Annotated in this window: 14 protein-coding genes; 11 read left to right on the top strand and 3 right to left on the bottom strand. The window is 70.3% G+C overall.

Annotated features, from left to right (window positions below):
• Positions 1-9: 9 nt before the first annotated feature.
• The 11 genes from murB (at position 10) to ABB55_RS03610 (ending at position 15,295) form a co-directional block, all read left to right on the top strand.
• The gene (gene murB, locus ABB55_RS03660; RefSeq protein WP_054357597.1) at positions 10-957 is read left to right on the top strand and encodes a UDP-N-acetylmuramate dehydrogenase; all 948 of its coding nucleotides are present in this window, start codon (positions 10-12) and stop codon (positions 955-957) included.
• A gap of 79 nt (positions 958-1,036) precedes the next feature.
• Positions 1,037-1,960, top strand: a complete 924-nt coding sequence (locus ABB55_RS03655; RefSeq protein ID WP_054361819.1) for a D-alanine--D-alanine ligase — start codon at positions 1,037-1,039, stop codon at positions 1,958-1,960.
• Positions 1,948-2,865, top strand: coding sequence for a cell division protein FtsQ/DivIB (locus ABB55_RS03650; protein WP_160321149.1), 918 nt, complete (start codon positions 1,948-1,950; stop codon positions 2,863-2,865). Before ABB55_RS03655 ends, ABB55_RS03650 begins: the two co-directional genes overlap by 13 nt.
• A gap of 32 nt (positions 2,866-2,897) precedes the next feature.
• Positions 2,898-4,184 carry a cell division protein FtsA gene (ftsA, locus tag ABB55_RS03645; RefSeq protein ID WP_244471960.1) on the top strand — a complete coding sequence of 429 codons (1,287 nt, stop codon included), beginning with the start codon at positions 2,898-2,900 and terminating at the stop codon, positions 4,182-4,184.
• Positions 4,185-4,323: 139 nt separating this feature from the next.
• Positions 4,324-6,156 (top strand): cell division protein FtsZ, encoded by a 1,833-nt coding sequence (gene ftsZ, locus ABB55_RS03640; RefSeq protein ID WP_054357594.1) that lies wholly within the window; start codon positions 4,324-4,326, stop codon positions 6,154-6,156.
• Between the two features lie 304 nt (positions 6,157-6,460).
• Positions 6,461-7,411, top strand: a complete 951-nt coding sequence (lpxC, locus tag ABB55_RS03635) for a UDP-3-O-acyl-N-acetylglucosamine deacetylase (RefSeq protein WP_054357593.1) — start codon at positions 6,461-6,463, stop codon at positions 7,409-7,411.
• 840 nt (positions 7,412-8,251) lie between these two features.
• The gene (locus ABB55_RS03630; protein WP_054357592.1) at positions 8,252-9,067 is read left to right on the top strand and encodes an outer membrane protein assembly factor BamD; all 816 of its coding nucleotides are present in this window, start codon (positions 8,252-8,254) and stop codon (positions 9,065-9,067) included.
• 197 nt (positions 9,068-9,264) lie between these two features.
• Positions 9,265-10,956 carry a DNA repair protein RecN gene (gene recN, locus ABB55_RS03625; RefSeq protein ID WP_054357591.1) on the top strand — a complete coding sequence of 564 codons (1,692 nt, stop codon included), beginning with the start codon at positions 9,265-9,267 and terminating at the stop codon, positions 10,954-10,956.
• Positions 10,957-11,269: 313 nt separating this feature from the next.
• Positions 11,270-12,316, top strand: a complete 1,047-nt coding sequence (locus tag ABB55_RS03620) for a methyl-accepting chemotaxis protein (protein WP_200911997.1) — start codon at positions 11,270-11,272, stop codon at positions 12,314-12,316.
• 121 nt (positions 12,317-12,437) lie between these two features.
• Complete coding sequence (gene ligA / locus ABB55_RS03615) at positions 12,438-14,567, top strand: NAD-dependent DNA ligase LigA (protein ID WP_054357589.1); 2,130 nt, start codon at positions 12,438-12,440, stop codon at positions 14,565-14,567.
• Positions 14,568-14,707: 140 nt separating this feature from the next.
• Positions 14,708-15,295 (top strand): hypothetical protein, encoded by a 588-nt coding sequence (locus ABB55_RS03610; RefSeq protein WP_152981911.1) that lies wholly within the window; start codon positions 14,708-14,710, stop codon positions 15,293-15,295.
• Positions 15,296-15,299: 4 nt separating this feature from the next.
• Here the strand turns inward: ABB55_RS03610 and ABB55_RS03605 are convergent, their stop codons facing one another.
• The 3 genes from ABB55_RS03605 to ABB55_RS03595 form a co-directional block, all read right to left on the bottom strand.
• Positions 15,300-17,117: an aminopeptidase P family protein gene (locus tag ABB55_RS03605; protein WP_054357587.1), complete on the bottom strand. Its 1,818-nt coding sequence runs from the start codon at positions 17,115-17,117 to the stop codon at positions 15,300-15,302.
• Between the two features lie 132 nt (positions 17,118-17,249).
• Positions 17,250-18,137 (bottom strand): 50S ribosomal protein L11 methyltransferase, encoded by an 888-nt coding sequence (locus ABB55_RS03600; RefSeq protein ID WP_054357586.1) that lies wholly within the window; start codon positions 18,135-18,137, stop codon positions 17,250-17,252.
• Positions 18,138-18,228: 91 nt separating this feature from the next.
• A complete protein-coding gene (locus ABB55_RS03595; protein WP_054357585.1) occupies positions 18,229-19,149 on the bottom strand; it encodes a 50S ribosomal protein L11 methyltransferase in 921 nt (306 codons plus the stop codon).
• Between the last annotated feature and the right edge of the window lie 7 nt (positions 19,150-19,156).

The raw sequence follows: 19,156 nt of genomic DNA, 5'->3' as shown, positions 1-19,156 counted from the left end.
GGCCCGGCCATGAGCGACCTCCTCGCCCAGATCGACACGACCGGCATCCGCGGCGCCCTGCAGCCCGGCTACGACCTCACCGGGCTGACCTGGTTCCGCGTCGGCGGCCCGGCGGAGCTCCTGTTCCAGCCGGCCGACGAGGCCGATCTCGCCGTCTTCATGGGTCGCGTGCCGGCTGGCGTGCCGATCACGGTGATCGGCCTCGGCTCCAACCTGCTGGTGCGCGAGGGCGGCATTCCGGGCGTCACCATCCGGCTGTCGGCGCGCGGCTTCGGCCAGGTCGAGTCGGTCGCGCCGAACCGGCTCAGGGCCGGCGCGGCGGTGCCCGACAAGAAGCTGGCCGAGGCCGCGCTCGCCGCCGGGCTCGGCGGCTTCGCCTTCTATTTCGGCATCCCGGGCGGCATCGGCGGCGCGCTCCGGATGAATGCCGGCGCCAATGGCGGCGAGACGCGCGAGCGGGTCGTCGAGGTCCGCGCCGTCGACCGGCAGGGCCGTCTGCACACCCTGACCAATGCCGATATGGGCTATGCCTATCGGGGTTCGTCCGCACCCGCCGATCTGATCTTCACCTCCGCCCTGTTCGAGGGCGTGCCGGCGCCGGAAGACGAGATCCGCGCCGCCATGGCGGCGGTCACGGCGCATCGCGAGGCGGCCCAACCGATCCGGTCGCGCACCGGCGGCTCGACCTTCAAGAACCCGGCCGGACACAGCGCCTGGAAGCTGATTGACGCGGCCGGATGCCGGGGATTGCGCGTCGGCGACGCCCAGGTCTCCGAGATGCACTGCAACTTCCTGATCAATCTCGGCGCCGCCACCGCCCATGACGTGGAATCCCTCGGCGAGACCGTGCGCGCCCGCGTCTACGAGGCGACCGGCGAACGCCTGGAATGGGAGATCAAGCGGTTCGGGCATTTCGCGCCCGGTCGCGAGATCCTGCCGTTTCACGGTCTGATCTGACGCGAAATCGCATGTGTCCTGGCGGATGCGCCCCGGCCCGGATCGGCCGGGCCATCCCGATTCGACCGGAGGGATGGAAATGACGAAGCACGTCGCGGTGCTGATGGGCGGTTGGGATTCCGAGCGGCCGGTCTCGCTGAAGTCGGGCGCGGCCTGCGCGGCGGCGCTGGTCGAGGCCGGCTACCGGGTCAGCGAGATCGATGTCGGCCACGATATCGCCGAACAACTGGCGGCCCTGCGCCCCGACGTGGCCTTCAACGCCCTGCACGGGCGCTTCGGCGAGGGTGGCTTTATCCAGGGTCTCCTGGAGACGCTGCGCATCCCCTACACCCATTCCGGCGTGCTGGCCTCGGCGCTGGCCATGCAGAAGGACAAGGCCAAGATGGTGTTCGAGGCGGTCGGCCTGCCGGTCGCCGAAAGCCGCACCGTCAGCCGACAGGAGGCCGCGCGCGAGCACGTCCTGCCGGCGCCCTATGTGGTCAAGCCGGTCGCGGAGGGCTCCTCCTTCGGCGTCATCATCGTCAAGGAGGATCGGACCCATCCGCCGCAGGAACTTCTGCGCGAAGACTGGCCCTATGGCGACCGTGTGATCGTCGAGCGCTACGTGCCCGGACGGGAACTGACCTGCGCGGTGATGGGCGACAGGGCCCTCGGCGTCACCGAGATAATCGCCAAAAGCGAAGCCTTCTACGGATACGACGCCAAGTATGCCCCAGGGGGCTCAGAACACATTCTTCCGGCTCGGCTTAAACCATTTATTTACCAAGGTATCCAAATGATGTCCGTGAAGGCGCACCTGGCGCTCGGCTGTCGCGGCATTTCACGAACCGATTTCCGCTTCGACGACCGGGGTGACGGGGAGGGCGAGGTCATCGTGCTCGAGGTCAACACTCAGCCCGGCATGACCGCAACGTCCCTGGTGCCCGAGATGGCAGCACACGAGGGCATGTCCTTCGCGGCGTTGGCGAAATGGATCGTGGAGGACGCGAGTTGCGATCGTTGACGGGACAGGGGCGGGCCGACCGGGCCGCGACTTCGGAGGGCGCAGTTGCTGCGAGCTTCCGTCGGTCGCGCACGGGCCGGCTTGTCCGTCGCGTCACCGGTACGGTCGGGCGAATCGCCGAGACCCTCGACCGGCGCAACGGCACCGTGCTGGCGCTCGCCTTCCTGGGCGGCTGGATCGGCTACGGCATGGCGCTCGGCGGCCAATACAAGCTGGTCGCCGACGAATTAACCTCTGCGGCCGGATTCGGCGTCCAGCAGATCGAGATTCGCGGGCTCGCCGAATCCGATTCGACCGAGATCGTCGACCGGATCGACGTGACGCCGACCTCGTCGCTCCTGTTCATGAATGCCGAGAAGGCGCGCGCGCGGATCGCCGAGATCCCGTGGCTCGCCGACGTCTCGGTCAAGAAGATCTACCCCAACAAGGTCGTGGTCAGCCTGCGCGAGCGCCGGCCCTATGCGCTCTGGCAGGATGACGGCCGCATCCGGGTCGTCGACAAGACCGGCGCCGTGATGGCCGAGACCCTGGAGCCGCGCCACGCCAACCTGCCGCTGGTGGTCGGGATCGGCGCCAATCTGCGCGCCGAGGAGGCGACCCGCCTGATCGAATCGGCGCCCTCGATTCGCGCCAAGATCCGGGCCGCGGTGCTGGTCGCCGAGCGGCGCTGGAACCTCGTCACCGTCGACGGGGTCGAGATCCGGCTGCCCGAGGATGCGCCGGCCGGCGCGCTCGCCCAGGTCGCCCGTCTCGACGAGACCAAGAAGCTGCTCGACCGCGACATCACCGCCATCGATCTGCGCTCGCCGGACCGGCTCTACGTGAAGCTCTCCGATGCGGCCGCGACGGCGCGGCGCGAGGCGATCAAGCTGCGCTCGGCCAAGAAGAAGGGGGCTGCCACATGAAGCGCTCGACCCCAGGCCAATCGGTTCCGCGCATGAGGCCGCTTTCCGGAAGGCGGCCGACCGTCGTTTCCGTGCTCGATGTCGGCTCCTCCAAGGTCGCCTGCCTGATCGCGCAGCTGACGCCGCGCACGCCCGACAAGATCCTGCCCGGCCGCACCCACGACCTCGCCGTGCTCGGCTACGGCATGCAGCGCGCGCGCGGCATGAAGTCCGGCATGGTGATCGATCTCGACGAGGCCGAGCAGTCGATCCGGCTCGCGGTCGACGCCGCCGAGCGGATGGCCGGGCTGACCATCGAATCGCTGATCGTGAACCTGACCGCCGGACGCCTGCGCAGCGAGATCTTCCGCGCCAGCGTCGACGTGGCCGGCGTCGAGGTCGACGAGAGCGACATCCAGCGCGTGCTCGCCGCCGGCGGCTCGCATTCGGTGACCGACGACCGCTCGCTGCTGCATTCGCTGCCGATCGGCTACGCGCTCGACGGCTCGCGCGGCATCAAGGACCCGACCGGCATGCTCGGCCGCAAGCTGTCGGTCGACATGCATGTGGTCACCGCCGAGACGGCGCCGATCCGCAATCTGGAGCTCTGCGTCAACCGCTGCCATCTCGAGGTCGAGACCATGGTGGCGACGCCCTATGCGGCGGGCCTGTCCACCCTGGTCGACGACGAGGCCGAACTCGGCTGCGCCTGCGTCGACATGGGCGGCGGCACCACCTCGATCGCGGTCTTCGCCGACGGCCAGTTCTGCCATGCCGACGCGATCGCGATCGGCGGCCAGCACGTCACCATGGACATCGCGCGCGGCCTGTCGACCCGGCTCGCCGATGCCGAGCGGATCAAGACGCTGCACGGCTCCGCGCTCGCCACCTCGTCGGACGATCACGAGATCGTCGGCGTGCCGTCGGTCGGCGAGGACAGCCACGACATCATCAACATTCCGCGCGGCTCGCTGACCCGGATCATCCGGCCGCGCATCGAGGAAATCCTGGAGCTGACCCGCGACCGGCTGGCCGCCTCCGGCTTTGCCGGGCGCGTCGGCCGCCGGGTCGTGCTGACCGGCGGCGCCAGTCAGCTGACCGGCGTGGTCGAGGTGGCGCGGCGGATCATGGGCCGGAACGTCCGGCTCGGTCGTCCGCTCGGCATCGCCGGTCTGCCGCAGGCGGCCAAGGGGCCGGCCTTCGCGGCGTCGGTCGGGCTTCTGATCTATCCGCAGGTCGCGCAGATCGAGCAATTCGAGAGTCGCGCCCGGGGCGGGCTCCTGACCGGAACGGGCGGCTACATCGCCCGCGTCGGTCAGTGGCTGAAGGACAGTTGGTAAGGCGCGCGGCGGCCGGGCGGCCGTTGCGCGCGAAGAGGCGAGGGCGCCCGCCCCGGATGCGAGAAGCGCAGCCGGGTCGGGAACGGAACACGGGGACGCGACCGCTGATGCGGCGGGCCGTCGAGCAGGCGAGGGTGCCATGACGTTGAATCTGAAGATGCCCGACATTCGGGAGTTGCGGCCGCGGATTACCGTGTTCGGCGTTGGCGGCGCCGGCGGCAACGCCGTGAACAACATGATCCAGACCGGCCTCCACGGGGTGGATTTCGTGGTTGCCAACACCGATGCCCAGGCGCTGACCCTGACCAAGTCGGACCGGGTCATTCAGATGGGCGTCGCGGTGACCGAAGGCCTCGGCGCCGGGTCGCAGCCCGAGGTCGGCCGGGCGGCCGCCGAGGAGGTGATGGACGAGATCGCCGATCACCTGTCGGGCGCCCACATGGTCTTCATCACCGCCGGCATGGGCGGCGGCACCGGCACCGGTGCGGCGCCGGTCGTGGCCCGTGCGGCGCGCGAGCAGGGCATCCTGACCGTCGGCGTGGTGACCAAGCCGTTCCACTTCGAAGGCGCCCGTCGCATGCGGATCGCCGAGGCCGGCATTTCCGAACTGCAGAAGCAGGTCGACACCCTCATCGTCATCCCGAACCAGAACCTGTTCCGCATCGCCAACGAGCGCACCACCTTCGCCGATGCGTTCGCGATGGCCGACCAGGTCCTCTATTCGGGCGTCGCCTGCATCACCGACCTGATGGTCAAGGAAGGCCTCATCAACCTCGACTTCGCCGACGTGCGTTCGATCATGCGCGGCATGGGCAAGGCGATGATGGGCACGGGCGAATCGACCGGCGAAAAGCGCGCCCTGCAGGCGGCCGAGGCGGCGATCGCCAATCCGCTGCTCGACGAGACCTCGATGAAGGGCGCCCGCGGCGTCCTGATCTCGATCTCGGGCGGCAAGGACCTGACCCTGTTCGAGGTCGACGAGGCCGCCACCCGCATCCGCGAGGAGGTCGACCCGGACGCCAACATCATCCTCGGCGCCACCTTCGACGACAGCCTGGAAGGCGTGGTCCGCGTGTCGGTCGTGGCGACCGGCATCGACCAGGTCGCCGGCGACATGCCGATGCCCGGCGACTATCGCCAGCCCGAGCCGCCGGTGCGCATCCGCTCGGCGACCCCGGCCGCGGCGCCGGCCCCGGTGCTGCGTCAGCAGCCCGAGACGGCCCTGCGCCCGACCGCCGAGCCGGCGTTTCGTCCGGTCATGCAGCCCCCGGTGATCCAGTCGCGTCTGGAGCCGTCGGCGATGGCCTACCAGAGCGAGGCCGAGGCGCGCCTCGACCGCGAGATGCAGCTGCCCGAGCCGCCGACCCAGATCGTCTCCGAGATGGCGCCGGTCGCCGTGGCGGATGATCCGGCGGTCACGATCCAGCGCTACGAGCCGCCGGTCACCAGCCGCTACGACGACATGGCCGATCCGATCCAGGAGATCGATCAGCCGCGCGCGATGCGTGCCGAACCGGCCATCGACCGCCGGCCCTATATTCCGCCGACCGCCGAGCGGCCGGCCGATCCGCGCCCGCATCGCATGCCGCGCATCGACGAATTCCCGCCGGTCGCCCAGCGTGTCGCCCAGCCGCAGGCGCAGGCGGAGCATCACGACGACGACCGTCGTCCGCTCAGCCTTCTGAAGCGTCTCGCCAACGGCTTCGGCTCGCGGCGGGAGGAACACGACGAGGCGCTGACCCAGGCGCCGCAGGCCCAGCCGACCTACCAGCAGCCGCCGGCGCAGGACTATGCCAAGCGCCCGCCGCAGCGCCCGGCCTTCGCCGAACAGGGCCTGCGCGCGCCGGCCGGCAACCATGACGGCCATGGCCGTCAGGCCCCGGCCCAGCACGACCAGCAGGTGCGTCCGTCCCGGTCCGCCGAGGACGAGCATCTCGAAATCCCGGCCTTCCTGCGGCGCCAGGCGAACTGACGCCACAATTCGGACGGGTCCCAACCGGCGGAACCCGGGTGCTCGCACCCGGGTTCCCGCGTGTTGTCCGGCGGGTCGTATTCAATAATCCTGTCAACGAGTTATCGGTGGCCGGAGTGGTAACAATGTGTAACCAAGCGTGATTTTGTGAATGCCGGTCCGGTCGGTAACTTGCCTCGCAACGGGACGGGCCTGGGTCGAGTCGCTCACGTCAGTGAGCCAAATTCGGCGAAACCAGGGCCAAGGCAATCCGATCCGATCGCAGGCGCAAAGCCGGGGTCGAGACGGCAAGCGGGTGGACACGATGGCACGAAACGGGGTGCACGCCCAGAAGACGATCGCCGAGGCGGTTAGCCTGATCGGGATCGGCGTTCACAGCGGCGAGCGTGTCCGGGTCACCCTGCATCCCTCCGATATCGATACCGGCATCACCTTCCTGCGCACCGCCCGCAACAGCCGGGATGTCGAGATCGCCGCCGAATGGCGCAACGTCTCGGCGACCGAGCTCTGCACGGTGATCGGCAATCCGGCCGAGACCAGCATCGCCACGGTCGAGCACCTGATGGCGGCCATCCGCGGCCTCGGCATCGACAATCTTCTGGTCGAGATCGACGGCGCCGAAGTTCCGGTGATGGACGGCAGCGCCCGTGCCTTCGTCGAGGCGATCGACCAGGTCGGCGTGATCTCGCAGGTCGCCCGGCGCCGCTACGTGAAAGTGTTGAAGCCGATCCGGATCGAGAACGGCCCCGGCTTTGCGGAACTGCGGCCCTATGACGGCTCGCGTTTCGAAATCTCCATCGATTTCGCCTGCAAGGCGATCGGCCAGCAGACCTTCGAGATCGATCTCACGCCGGATGTGTTCCGTCGCCAGATTGCCGGCGCCCGCACCTTCGGCTTCGTCTCCGATCTGGAGCGGCTGCTGCCGCTCGGTCTGTGCCGCGGCTCCTCCCTGGAAAACTCGATCGCCATCAAGGACGATCGGGTGCTCAATCCGGAAGGCCTGCGCTTCGCCAACGAATTCGTCCGGCACAAGACGCTCGACGCGATCGGCGATCTCGCCCTGGCCGGCGCGCCGATCCTGGGCCACTACCGCTCCTATCGCGGCGGCCATCGCCTGAACTTCCAGACCCTCAACGCCCTCTTCTCCGACCCGACCGCCTGGACGATGGTCGAGGCGCCGACGCGGCGCGAAGCTCCGGCCGCCGAGATCGGCACCGGGATGGTCGCCCCGGCCTTCGGTCCGGTGGTGCGCTGAGCGGTTTGCCGACCGGCCGGATGGCCGTTCATCTCCGAACATTTCCATTCCGGGCCGCAGGTCGATGCGGCCGGGTCCGGGCGGTTCAGAAACCGGTTGGCGTTCGGCGCCGGCCGGTTTTGTATTTTGGCGCCTCCGGCGGTTTTGTGTTTTGGCGCCTCCGGCTCTATGGTCCGGCGCCGGTCGCCTGTCGCGCGCGGCGGCAAGCCCCGTGCTCTTCCGGCATCAGCCGCGCGAGATCGTGGCGGCAATCCGGATCGGTCACAAATTCGGACCATTCGGGCGCGAGGGCTGAGGCTCCGGTGCGCGGCGCCGAATCCCGTCCGGTGCCGGCAGCTGCCCGGCCACGGTGCGGTGAGGGCGGCGCGGCGAAACGGACGACCGGATCCGACGCATGAACCGGCCGACAAGGCTCGGGGAGCGGCCGGGCCGGGGGAGGGCCAGGTTCGAGGAGGGGTCGGGTCTGGAAACGGGCCGAACCCCGAAACGGGCCGGGCGCCGGAATGGATCAGGTGCTCGAACGAGCCGGGCGCTCGAATGACGCGGGCGCTCGAACGAACCGGGTGACCGGAATGCCGCGGGCTTCGATCCGATCTCGCATCGGATCGGTGGACCGCTCAGAACTTGCGCCGTTCCGGTGGGGCCTCGTGCCGATTCCGGGTGCGGCGCGCGGTGTCAGAGAAGAGCAGGTTGCGTTTCCCTTCGCGCGCGGCATGCTCTAGAGCAAGGTTGCGCCGGAACGCGCGCCTCGCTTCAGGAACGATGGGTGACGTGTTGATTTCTCTCTGCCGGACCCGCCTTTCATCCGATCGTCCTCGCACCGCGGGCAACGGCGGCAGCATGCGCCGCCTGCGCCTCGTCGCGGCGGTCGCCGCGGCCGGGCTGGCGCTGGCGGCCTGTTCGTCGACCGACGACACCGTCGACAAGACCGCGCCGCCCGACGTGCTGTTCAATACCGGCCTCGCCCAGCTCGAGGCCGGCAAGACCACCTCGGCGGTGAAGAGCTTCGAGGATGTCGACCGGCTGCACCCCTATTCGGAGCTGGCCAAGAAATCGATCCTGCTGCAGGCCTATTCGAACTTCCAGAAGGGCTCCTATACGGACGCCATCCAGGCCTCCAAGCGCTTCGTGACGCTCTATCCGAGCCACAAGGACGCGGCCTATGCGCAGTATCTGATCGGCGAATCCTACTATGCGCAGATCCCCGACATCACGCGCGACCAGGACATCACCAACAAGTCCCTGGAAGCCTATGGCGACGTGATCAAGAAGTATCCGGACAGCCCCTACGCCAAGGATGCGCAGAAGAAGATCGACTTCGCCCGCGACCAGCTCGCCGGCAAGGAGATGGAAGTCGGCCGCTTCTACCTGGCGAAGAAGCAGTATCTGGCGGCGATCTCGCGTTTCCGGAAGGTGGTCTCCGACTACCAGACCACCCGCCATGTCGAGGAGGCGCTGTCGCGTCTGGTCGAGAGCTACTATGCGCTCGGCGTCGTCAAGGAGGCGCAGACCGCGGCGGCCGTTCTCGGCCACAACTTCCCGGACAGCCAGTGGTACAAGGATTCCTACGCGCTCCTGAAGAGCGGCGGCTACGAGCCGGAAGTCGCCTCGGGCAGCTGGATCACCAAGGCGCTCGGCAAGATCAACGTGATCTGAGCCGCCGGCGGGTCCGTGGAACGGTTCCTGTTCCGTTCCATTCCGGACTCTGCTAGAGAAGCATGCAAGGCTCGAATCCTGCGGCCTGTCCCGGCGGCTCGTCCGGAACGGGGCGCGGGAGGCGGGTTTCACAACCGCGCCGCAGCGGCGGTCCGGTTTCCGGACTGCCAGGATCCTCCGGAGATCTCGGTTCCTTCATGCTCGCCGCCCTTTCGATCCGCGACATCGTCCTCATCGAACGGCTTGAGATCGATTTCGTCCGCGGCCTGACGGTGCTGACCGGCGAGACCGGCGCGGGCAAGTCCATCCTGCTTGATTCGCTGTCGCTGGCCCTCGGCGGCCGCGGCGATGCCGGCCTAGTCAGGGCCGGCGCCACGCAGGGGCAGGTGACCGCGGTCTTCGATGTGGCCGCCGACCATCCGGTCCGCCGGGTCCTCGCCGACAACGAGATCGACGCCCAGGGCGAGGTGATCCTGCGCCGCATCCAGTCGGCGGACGGGCGCACCCGCGCCTTCGCCAACGACCAGGCGGTCAGCGCCACGCTGCTGCGCGAGATCGGTGCGCAACTGGTCGAAATCCACGGTCAGCATGACGATCGCGCGCTGGTCGACGAGCACGAGCACCGCCGCCTGCTCGATGCCTTCGGCGGGCTCGAAGCCGAGGTCGCCGCGGTCGGGGCGGCCTGGACCCGGTGGCGCAAGGCGGCGCGCGAGCGCGACCAGATGCGGGCGCGGATCGACGCCACCCGCCGCGAGGCCGACTATCTGCGCGCCGCGCTGGAAGAACTCGACGCCCTGAAGCCGGTCCCGGGCGAGGAAGCCGAACTGGCGGGTGCGCGCCACGCCATGATGCAGGCGGAGAAGATCGCCGCCGACCTCAAGGAGGCGGTCGACACGCTCGACGGGCCGGGGTCGCCGGTGCCGGCGGTGGCCGGCCTGATGCGCCGCCTGGAACGCAAGGCGGGCGGCGCGCCCGGCCGGCCGGGCGAACCGAGCCTCATCGACGGGGTCGTCAAGGCGCTCGGCCAGGCGCTCGATCTCCTGGAGGAGGCGCGCGGCGGCCTCGACGCGGCGCTCAGGGCGGCCGATTTCGATCCGCGCGTGCTGGAGAAGACCGAGGAGCGCCTGTTCGCCCTGCGGGCAGCCGCGCGCAAGCACGACGTGACGCCGGATGCGCTCGCCGCGCTGCGCCGGACCATGACGGCCAATCTGGCCGATCTCGACCAGGGCGAAGAGCGGCTCGGCCGGCTGGAGGAGGAGGCCGCGGCGGCCGAGACCGCCTATATGGCGGCGGCCCGCACGCTCTCGGCGGCGCGCGTCAAGGCCGCCAAGGCGCTGGAAGCGGCGGTCGCCGGCGAGCTGCCGTCGCTGAAGCTCGAACGGGCCCGCTTTCTGGTCGATCTCGCCGCGGAGCCGAGCGCGGCCGCGGCCTCGGGGATCGACCGGGCGGAATTCCATGTCCAGACCAATCCCGGCACGCGCGCAGGCCCGATCCTCAAGGTCGCGTCCGGCGGCGAACTGTCGCGCTTCCTGCTGGCCCTCAAGGTCTCGCTCGCCGACCGCGGCTCGGCGCCGACGCTGATCTTCGACGAGATCGATACCGGCGTCGGCGGGGCGGTCGCGGAGGCGATCGGGGTCCGGCTGGGACGCCTGGCCGAACGGGTGCAGGTCATCTCGGTGACCCATGCGCCGCAGGTCGCCGCGCGCGCCGATTCCCACCTGCTGATCGCCAAGGAGCCGGTCGCCGGCGGCGCCGAGGACCGCGTCGCGACCCGGGTCGTGCCGCTCGGCGCCAAGGCACGGCGCGAGGAGATCGCCCGGATGCTGGCCGGCTCCGTGGTCACCGACGAGGCCCGTGCGGCTGCGGCGCGGCTGATGGCCGGCGCCTGATCGCTCGGCGGTCACCGGTCAAATCGTCGGACGATCAAGACGTCCTGCGTCAAACCGTTTTGGTTTGACGTCGATGGAGGCCGCTGCATTGGCGCTTCTTTGACGCAGAATTCCGGATCGTTCTAAAGTCGGAAGTGCCGAACCGAAAGCACAAGTCTTGGCTGCATCTGGCTTTTGCGGGTGCCCTCCGTGCGTAACATTTCGGATGCGTGAAAATCATCAATTGCCTGTATCTTGGTCTTTCAGAATATCCCGATCTCGATACATTCCCGCAGCGATGTGTACAACGCAGCTTCGCGGACGGGGAATGGGCATGGCGGCAGTGCATTTCGGTCAGACGGATGTATCGGTCGACATGGTGGTCTCCGGGGCGGTCAAGGCGCGCAGCCTGACGGAGACCAAGATCGCCGGCATCCGGGCGGTCACCGGGCGCCTGCGCATCCTGGCGCTGAATGCTATGATCGAGGCGAACCAGGCCGGCGATCACGGCCGCGGCTTTGCGGTCGTCGCCCAGGAGGTGCGCGCCATCTCGGCCGAGGTCGAGGCCCTGTCGGGCGACTTCTCGACCGAACTGATCCGCGAGATCGCCCGGCTGGAGGAAACCGCGCGGCGCATGGCGACGGCCGCCCAGGGACGCCGCCTGATCGACCTCGCCCTCAATGCCGTCGAACTGATCGACCGCAATCTCTACGAACGCAGCTGCGACGTGCGCTGGTGGGCGACCGACTCGGCGATGATCGATGCCCTGGCCCGCCCGGGGTCCGAGACCGCCGCCTTCGCGGCGCACCGGCTCGGCGTGATCCTGGATGCCTACACGGTCTATCTCGATCTTTGGCTGTGCGATCCGTCCGGCCAGATCGTGGCGTCCGGGCGGCCCGGGCGCTTTCCGGTCGCCGGCCAGTCGGCCGCCGGGCGGCCCTGGTTCACCGCGGCGCGCGCGCTCGCCGACGGCAACGATTATGCGGTCGCCGACATCTCAGCAGAACCGCTGCTCGGCGGCGCCCATGTCGCCACCTATGCGGCCGGGGTCCGGGAGGGCGGCGACCCGCGTGGCCGGCTGATCGGCATCCTTGGCATCCAGTTCGACTGGGCGCCGCAGGCCCGCGCCATCGTCGAGGGGGTGCGGCTGACCGAGGACGAGCGGGCGCGCAGCCGGGTGCTTCTGGTCGACGCCGACCGCCGCGTGATCGCCGCCTCCGACGGGCAGGGCGTCCTGCGCGACCGCATCGACCTGCCGGCGGGCCAGGAGGCGGGCAGCCTGTTCGCCCCGGACGGGACCCTGGTCGCCTTCCATCACACCCCCGGCTACGAGACCTATCGCGGCCTCGGCTGGTACGGAGTGATCCAGCAGCGGCCCTGATCCGGCGCCGCACCGGATCACGGCGCGGCCGGGGTGTGGAGCCGGGCGGACCGATCGCTGTCCTCCGGGCGCGGCCCTGCTATAACGGCGCGACGCCCCCCGCCGAGGACGCCCGACCGCCATGACTGACGCGCTGCCGACCGCCGCCACGCTCCCCGTCGAGCAATTGACCGAGCCGCAGGCGGCCGCCGAATTGGAGCGGCTGGCCGCGGAAATCGCGATCCACGACCAGGCCTATTTCAACGAAGACGCCCCGCTCATCTCGGACGCCGACTACGATGCGCTGCGGCGGCGCAATCTCGCCGTCGAGGCGCGCTTCCCGCATTTGAAGCGCGCCGATTCGCCCTCCGAGCGGGTCGGCCTCGCGGTCTCGGCGAAATTCGCCAAGCTGCGCCATGCCGTGCCGATGCTGTCGCTCGACAATGCCTTCGCGGATGGCGACGTGGCCGACTTCGCCGAGCGCGTGCGCCGCTTCCTGAAGCTCGGCGAGGCCGAGGTCGCCTTCACGGCCGAGCCGAAGATCGACGGCCTGTCCTGCAATCTGCGCTACGAGGCCGGCCGGCTGGTCTCGGCGGCGACGCGCGGCGACGGCTTCGAGGGCGAGAACGTCACCGCCAACGTGCGCACCATCGGCGACATTCCGGACCTCCTGCCGGCCGGCGTGCCCGAGATCGTCGAGGTGCGCGGCGAGGTCTATATGAGCCACGCCGACTTCGCCGAACTCAACCGGCGCCAGGCCGAGGCCGGCGAGAAGGTCTTCGCCAATCCGCGCAACGCCGCGGCTGGGTCGTTGCGCCAGCTCGATCCGAACATCACCGCCGCGCGTCCGCTGCGCTTCTTCGCCTATGCCTGGGGGGAGATGGCGGCGATGCCGGCCGAGACCCAGATGGGCATGGTGCAGGCCTTCGGGTCCTGGGGCTTTCCGATCAATCCCTTGATGGTGCTGTGTCGGACGACCGAGGAGCTGATCGCCCATTACCGCATGATCGAGGGGCGGCGTGCCGGGCTCGGCTACGACATCGACGGCGTCGTCTACAAGGTCGATCGGCTCGACTGGCAGGAGCGGCTCGGCTTCGTCTCGCGCAGCCCGCGCTGGGCGATCGCCCACAAGTTCCCGGCCGAGAAGGCGACCACGGTGCTGCGCGCGATCGACATCCAGGTCGGCCGCACCGGCGTGCTGACGCCTGTCGCCAAGCTCGAACCGGTCACGGTCGGCGGCGTCGTGGTCTCCAACGCCACCCTGCACAATCCCGACGAGATCGCCCGGCTCGACGTGCGCATCGGCGACACCGTGATGGTGCAGCGGGCCGGCGACGTGATCCCGCAGGTGCTCGGCGTGGTGCCGGAGCGCCGGCCGGCGGGCGCGGAGCCCTATGTGTTTCCGTCCGTCTGCCCGTGCCCGCTGCAGACCCCGGTGGTGCGCGAGACGACCGCCACCGGCGAGGCGGGCGTGCGCCGCATCTGCACCGGCGAATTTGCCTGCCCGCACCAGCGCCAGGAGCATCTGAGGCATTTCGTGTCGCGCCGCGCCTTCGACATCGAGGGGCTGGGCGAGAAGCAGATCGAATTCTTCTTCCGCGATCCCGACCTGCCGGTTCGCGAGCCGGCCGATCTCTTCACGCTCGCCGCCCGCGATGCCGCCAACCTGAAGAAGCTGAAGGACAAGGAAGGCTTCGGGGCGACATCGGTCGCCAAGCTTTTCGCCGCCATCGACGAACGGCGCCGGATCGGCCTGGAGCGCTTCGTCTTCGCGCTCGGCATCCGCAATGTCGGCGAGACCACGGCGCGCATGCTGGCCCGGGCTTACGGCTCCTGGGACGCGCTGCACGCCGCCGCCCTGGCGGTGGCGGCCGGCGATGCGGCGGCGCGCGAGGAGATGGATGCGATCGACCAGATCGGCGAGACGGTGATCGAGTCCATCGCCGACTATTTCGCCGAGCCGCACAATCTCACCGTCGTCGAGCGCCTGGTCGGCGAGATGACCGGCGGCATCGAGGATGCGGAGAAGCCGAAATCGGACACGGTCGTGGCCGGCAAGACCATCGTGTTCACGGGTTCGCTGGAGAAGCTGACCCGCGATGAGGCCAAGGCACAGGCCGAGCGGCTCGGCGCGAAGGTATCCGGCTCGGTCTCCGCCAAGACGGATCTGGTCGTCGCCGGCCCGGGTGCCGGATCGAAGCTGACCAAGGCGCGCGACCTCGGCATCGCGGTGATCGACGAGGACCAGTGGATCGCGATGGTCGGCGCCTGAGGCAAATCCTTACGGAAAGGACCTTTGCGGGCTGGTCCTGATGGGGGCTGCCCGACTGCCCATCATGGGTCCTGCGACATTAACTTCGGAGATGCCGGAACCGGGCTGGGGAGCGCCGGGTCGGCAGCCGGAGGAAGATCGTGCCGACCGCAGCCGTTTCCGCAATGCCCGAGCCCGTCGTGCCGCTGTCGTCCGCCCGGCGGGCGACCTCCGGACTTCCCGAACCGGTCGCACCGCTGTCGCCCGCCCAGCGGGCGGACTCCGGACTTCCCGAGCCGGTCGCACCGCTGTCGCCCGCCCAGCGGGCGGACTCCGGACTTCCTGAGCCGGTCGCACCGCTGTCGCCCGCCCAGCGGGCGGACTCCGGACTTCCCGAGCCGGTCGCGCCGCTGTCGCCCGCCCAGCGGGTGGCTCTGGCGGCGGCCGCGGCGACGCCGCTGCATGCCTATCGGCGCGGCTATGCGGCCGGCCGGTCCGGTCCGTTCTTCCGGCACGCCACCATTGCGGCGCTGACGGCGCGCGGTCTCCTGATGCTGAGCCCGGCCGGGGCGGTATGCCGGGTGACGTCGGCCGGATTTGCGCGTCTGCGCGACATCCGGACGCGTGCCCGTCGGTCCGCCTGGGCCTGGCCGGCCGGCGAGGAGGCCGCGGCCGGCGAGGCCTTCGATGATCGCGGCGCCGGCCGCCAGCGCAAGGGCGGCCGTGGCGCCGACGGGGCGGCGCCCTGACCGATCAGGCGAGCGGCGCGGTGGCGGCGTCCAGCCAGGCGCGGGTCTCGGCATCGACCAGCGGGCCGACGGCGGCGCGCACCCGCTCGTGATAGCGGTCGATCCAGGCGCGTTCGGCGGCGGTCAGCAGGGCGGTGTCGATCAGGCGCCGGTCGTAGGGCGCGAGCGTCAGCGTCTCGAAGCCGAGCATCGGCCGCTCGCCGCCCGGGATGGTCTCCGGCTCGGTCACCAGCACCAGATTCTCGATCCGGATGCCGTAGGCGCCGGTCTTGTAGTAGCCGGGCTCGTTGGAGACGATCATGCCCGGCTCCAAGGCCACCATCCCGGTCTTGGCGATCCGGTGCGGGCCCTCGTGGACCGACAGGAAGCTGCCGACGCCGTGGCCGGTGCCGTGGTCGTAGTCGAGGCCGGCCTGCCACAGCGCGATCCGGGCGAGCGTGTCGAGCTGCGCGCCGGTGGTGCCTTTCGGGAAGCGCGCCATCGAGATGGCGAGATGGCCCTTGAGCACCAGCGTCGCGCGCTGCCGGGCCTCCGCATCGGGCGTGCCGACGGCCAGCGTGCGGGTGATGTCGGTGGTGCCGTCGCGATACTGGGCGCCGGAATCGAGCAGGAAGACCGAATCCGGCTCGATCGGCCGGTTGGTGGCGCGCGTCACGCGGTAGTGCACGATCGCGCCGTTGGGGCCGGCACCCGAGATGGTGTCGAAGGAGATGTCCTTCAGCGCGCCGGTCTTCGCCCGGAAAGCCTCCAGCGTTTCGACGGCGGCGATCTCGTCGAGCCCGCCCTTCGGCGCCTCGCGGTCGAACCAGGCCAGATAGGCGACATAGGCGGCCGCATCGCGCAGATGCGCGGCGCGCGCGCCGGCGATCTCGGCCGCATTCTTGCGCGCCCGCGGCATCAGCACCGGGTCCTCGCCCTCGACGAGGCTGCCGCCGGCAGCGGTGATCGAGCCGGCGACCGCATCCGACGTCCAGGCCGGATCGACCAGCACCTGCGCCTTGGCGGCGCCGAGCGCGGCGAGCGCGGCCGGGAAGGCGGCCGGTTCGGCGATGTCGGCGATGTCCTCGAGCGTGGCGCGGACCTCGTTGCCGAGCTTGCGGCCGTCGATGAACAGTTCCGGCCGGCCGTCGCGATGCAGCACCGCATAGGAGATCGGCAGCGGGGTGTGGGACACGTCCGAGCCGCGGATGTTGAACGCCCAGGCGATCGAATCCGGCTGCGACAGGATCGCCGCATCGGCCTTGCGGTCGGCCAGGATGCCGGCCAGCCGGCCGAGCTTGGCGGCGGCGGTCTCGCCGGCGAGCTCCGGCGGGTGCAGCGCCACCGCGCCGAGCGGCGGTGCCGGCCGGTCGGCCCAGACGGCATCGAGCGGATTGCCGTCGACCGCGACGACCTCGGCGCCGGCCTTCTCGGCCGCCTTCTTCAGCCGCCGCATGCCGCCGATCGTGTGCAGCCAGGGGTCGAGCCCGAGCCGCGCGCCGGGGGCGAGATTCTTCTCCAGCCAGTCGGCGACCGGGGTCTCGACGATGTCGACCAGGTCGAACACCGCCATGTCGACCTGCGCCTGGGCCTGCAGGGTGTAGCGGCCGTCGACCAGGATCGCGGCGCGGTCGCGCAGCACGATCGCGGCGCCGGCCGAGCCGGTGAAGCCGGTCAGCCAGCGCAGGCGGTCGGCGGAGGCCGGGACATATTCGTTCTGGTGCTCGTCGGCGCGCGGGATGACGAAGCCGTCGAGGCCGCGCCGGTCGAGTTCGGCGCGCAGCGCGGCCACGCGGACGGGGCCGACGGTCGGATCGGTGATGTCTTCGAAGCTCTGGAACATCGGCGGGCGGCCTCGGATCGGGGGGGCTAGAGCGGCCCGCGTCCGAAAGGACGCGGACAAGGTGCTCTATATTATTAACTCTGGAGCAACCTGCGATCGGGCGTTCCACCCGATCGCAGGTTGCTCTAGGGGTCAGGCGCGGCTGTTGCGCAGGATCAGCGCCATCCAGTCGTCGCGTTCGATGGCATCGTCGAGATGGAGGCCCTGCATCCGCCAGGCGGCGAGGACCTTGGGGGCGTCGCTGGTGCGCAGGCCCGACAGGACGACGGTCGCGCGCGGGGCGAGCGTGCGCGCCACCGGCGCGGCCAGCCGCATCAGCGGGCGCGCCAGGATGTTGGCGACGACCAGATCGTAGGGCGCCTGCTCCATCAGCCGGCGCGCGCGCATGCCGTCGGCGACCAGGCATTCGACCAGCCCGCCGACGCCGTTCAGCCGCACGTTGCCGCGGGCGATCGTGACGGCGACCGGGTCGATGTCGGTCGCCAGCACCTTGACGCGCAGCACCCGTGCGATCGCGATGGCCAGGAGCCCGGTGCCGGTGCCGAGGTCGAGCGGGCGGGCGTAACGGTCCTTCTTGAACAGGCGGTCGAGCGCGGCGAGGCAGGCCCAGGTGGTGGCGTGGTGGCCGGTGCCGAAGGCCAGTTCGGCGTCGATCTCGATCGACTGGCCGGTCGGCGGCCGCCGGATGCGGTCGTGGCTGCCATGGACGAAGAAGCGGCCGGCCTGAACAGGGTGGCGGATCTCCTCGCTGAGCGCGATCCAGTTGGTGCCCTCGTCGAGCACGGTCGCCTGCGGTTCCAGCCCGAAGGCATCCGCGCCGAGCACGTCGATCACCCGCTCGATCGCCTCGCCCGGCTCGCTGTCGAGCACCAGGGCGAACACGGTCCAGACATTGCTGTAGGCCGGCGTCTCCTCGAGCGTGACCGGGAAGCCCTCCAACTCGAAGGCATCCTCCAGCAGGTCGGCGATCCGGCGGGCTTCCTCGAAGCCGGCGGTGAGACGGACCTGGACGGTGGGCATGGCGGCTCCGCGGCGGGGACGATGGAGGGGCGGGATCGGTCAGGGCCGCTGTTCTGGCACGGCAGCGGGCGGCCGGTCCAGTGCCGGAGGCTCAGCCAAGGAATGCATGACGGCGGGCGGGCTTCTCGAAGGTCAGCGAGGCCCATTCCTTCGCGGCCAGCCTGCGCACCAGCACGAGCCCGCGCGCCCGGTAGGCGGCCACCAGCCGGGCCTGTTCGCCGATCCGCAAGCCGGCGACCACCAGCCGCGCGCCCGGCGCCATCAGGCGGACGACCGGGCCGGCGAGGCGGCAGAGCGGATCGGGCAGGATGTTGGCGAGCACCAGGTCGAAGGGTGCGGCGCGGGCGAAGCGGATGTCGTCGAGCCCGTCGGCGAGGAGCGCGCGGAAGCGGCGCGAGACGGCGTTGCCGGCGCGGTTGGCCTCCGCCATGCGCACCGCGACCGGCTCGATGTCGGAGCCCAGCACTCTGGCGTCGGCGACCGCCCGGGCCAGCGCCAGGCCGAGAATGCCGGTGCCGGTGCCGAGATCGAGCACGTTGGTCGGGCGCGTGCGGCGCAGTTCGAGGTCCAGCGCCATCAGGCTCAGCTGGGTCGAGGCATGGTCGCCGGTGCCGAAGGCCGTCGAGGCCTGGATGACCAGGTCGGTGCGCCCGAGCCGGGCCGGATCGGCCGGGCGGTTGTGGTCGCCGAAGACGCGGAACCGGCCAGCCGCGACCGGCGGCAGGCCGTCGAGGCCGATCGCCTGCCAGTCGGCATCGTCATAGGCGCGCAAGGCTAGCCCGGACAGACGCCCGGCCGCGTCCGGGTCGTCGAGATGCAGGACCAGCCGTTCGGTCAGTTCGGCGAGATCGGGGCGGATCGAGAACCACGCCTCGGCCCGCCAGCCGCTGCCGCCGCCGAGATCGAAGGCGCCGGCCGCATCGGCCGCGATATGCTCGTCGCCGGTGATCCGGTCGGCGAGCGCGCAGACGAACCCTTCGGGACCGTCGAGGGACAGAAGCCAGGTGGTCACGGACGCT

Origin of the sequence: Prosthecodimorpha hirschii (genome assembly GCF_001305515.1) — a bacterium.
Classification (GTDB): domain Bacteria; phylum Pseudomonadota; class Alphaproteobacteria; order Rhizobiales; family Ancalomicrobiaceae; genus Prosthecodimorpha; species Prosthecodimorpha hirschii.
This window is presented reverse-complemented; position numbering and strand designations above follow the sequence as displayed.